Origin of the sequence: Halopseudomonas sp. (genome assembly GCF_041579695.1) — a bacterium.
GTDB lineage: Bacteria > Pseudomonadota > Gammaproteobacteria > Pseudomonadales > Pseudomonadaceae > Halopseudomonas.
In genome coordinates this window covers 1-2,021 of sequence record NZ_JBFGFI010000190.1, presented here as the reverse complement: position 1 = coordinate 2,021, position 2,021 = coordinate 1, and the positions used below count along the sequence as shown (strand labels likewise).

The following is a 2,021-nucleotide window of genomic DNA, read 5'->3' as shown; positions in this document are numbered from 1 at the left end:
TGCCATCGCAGAATCGGGCTCGACGGTTCCGCTGTCATCTGATAACACGTTGGTTGCCTGGGCCCGTTCCTATCTGAGAGCCAATCCTGGTGCCCCGCTGCCGGACATGCTGGATGCTGCGCTGGAGCGGCGATACTCGGCCAACCCGGATGAGCGGTTTTTTACCGGCGGCGGGGTGCAGAGGTTCAGCAACTTCCGGCGCGAGGATAACTATCGCAACCCCACCGTGCGTGAGTCGTTGCGCGAATCGATCAATCTGCCCTTTGTGCGCTTGCTGCGGGACATTCTGCGCTACTCGATCTACCAGGCGCCGGGTAGCAGCATGAATATTCTGGTTGACGACAAGGACCCTGCGCGAAAGGCCTATCTGGAGAGCTTCGCCGACAAGGAAGGGCAGACCTTTCTGCGTCGATTCTGGCGCAAGTATGCAGACAAGACCGAGCAGGAGCGGCTGGATATCTTTCTTGAGGGTTTGCGGCCGACCTCGGCGCGCCTTGCTGCGGTACACCGCTATCTATACCCCGACGCCGATCTTGATGTGTTCGCCGGGTTTGTTCGGTCCCGCGCCGGCGGGCAGGCCATCAGTGATGCGCAGATCCGGAAGCTCTATGCCAGCTATGGGCCGGGCCGCTACAGTCTGCCCGATCAGGGCTACATTGCGCGGGTTCATCCGCTCGAGCTCTGGCTGTTGAGTTACCTGGGCAACCATCCGCAGGCAACCTTCAGCGATGCAGTCATCGCCAGCGAGGCTGAACGCCAGGAGGTGTACGGCTGGCTGTTCCGAACGCGCCACCGCAATGCACGCGATACACGTATTCGCACCATGCTTGAGGTAGAGGCCTTCCTCGAAGTGCACCGGCGTTGGCAGCGGCTCGGTTACCCCTTCGCGCATCTGGTCCCATCGCTGGGTACGGCCCTGGGCAGCTCCGGGGATAGACCTGGGGCACTGGCCGAGCTCATGGGCGTTATTCAGAATGACGGCATGCGCTTTGCTAGCCGGCGCATCAATGAGCTGCACTTTGCGGTCGACACGCCCTATGAGGTTCGGTTGAGGCCCGCAGCAGAGATAGGAACTCAGGTGATGCATGTCGACGTCGCCAGAGCACTGCGGGGTGTGCTCTCAGAGGTCGTTGAGGGGGGCACCGCACGGCGTCTGCAAAAGGTGTTCAGCGACTCTGTTGGAGAACCGCTTGCCGTCGGGGGCAAGACCGGCACGGGAGATAACCGGATCCATAGCATGACAGCCGGCGGTCGTTCGAGCAGTAGCCAGGTAATGAATCGAACCGCCACATTCGTATTCTTTCTCGGTCCGAATCACTTCGGTACTCTGACCGCCTTCGTGCCAGGCAGGGCAGCGGATAATTTCCGCTTCACTTCCGCATTACCGGTACAGGTGCTCAAGGGTATGGCGCCGCTGCTGCAGACATATCTGGACGAAAGCGAATGGAAAGCGAATGATGTCAAAATAGGATTTCAGTCGGCTGAAGGCGATCGGTCCTTGTAGGATTTCACCCCCGGAAACCGGCCATATCCATACTCGCTGTGGCACTGACGACAATTGCTGGTATGGCGTTCATCGTGCGTGGGTTCAAGGATGGTGCGGACGGGCTTAATACCCTGCTCCGGGCCAGGCAGAAGAGAAAGAGAGTATCTGACCACATCCCATTCTTGGAAAAATAGAGCTATTACTCTATCCTCGTCACTCCAATAAAAATAACGAGGTATATGTTATGTCTTCTGCTCTGTCTCCTTCCGCTATTGCCGTCTTGGGGCTCGCCGCCTGGATGCTGGTTCTATTGTTTGCGATGGTTAACCAGCGTGGGCTGTTGGTGCTATCTGGGAAGATGAAAGTTAATGCGTTCGCGCCAGACGGCAGCAACACCCCTGATGGCTTTGGTCGTCGCCTCGTTCGAGTGCATGCCAACTGCGTCGAGAATCTGCCCGTGTTTTTCGCCGTACTGGTTTTTGCGCTCGCCACAGGTAATAGCGACGTGACTGATGGCCTGGCTTTGCTGCTCCTG

At 58.2% G+C, this 2,021-nt stretch carries 1 protein-coding gene and 1 pseudogene; both read left to right on the top strand.

The genetic code is table 11. The features are described from left to right. Positions 1-1,504: pseudogene (locus ABYA88_RS16270) on the top strand (glycosyl transferase family 51); the annotation flags it as partial. Positions 1,505-1,730: 226 nt separating this feature from the next. After that, positions 1,731-2,021 (top strand): MAPEG family protein (locus ABYA88_RS16265; protein WP_373188428.1); only part of this gene is annotated, 291 nt, incomplete at its 3' end.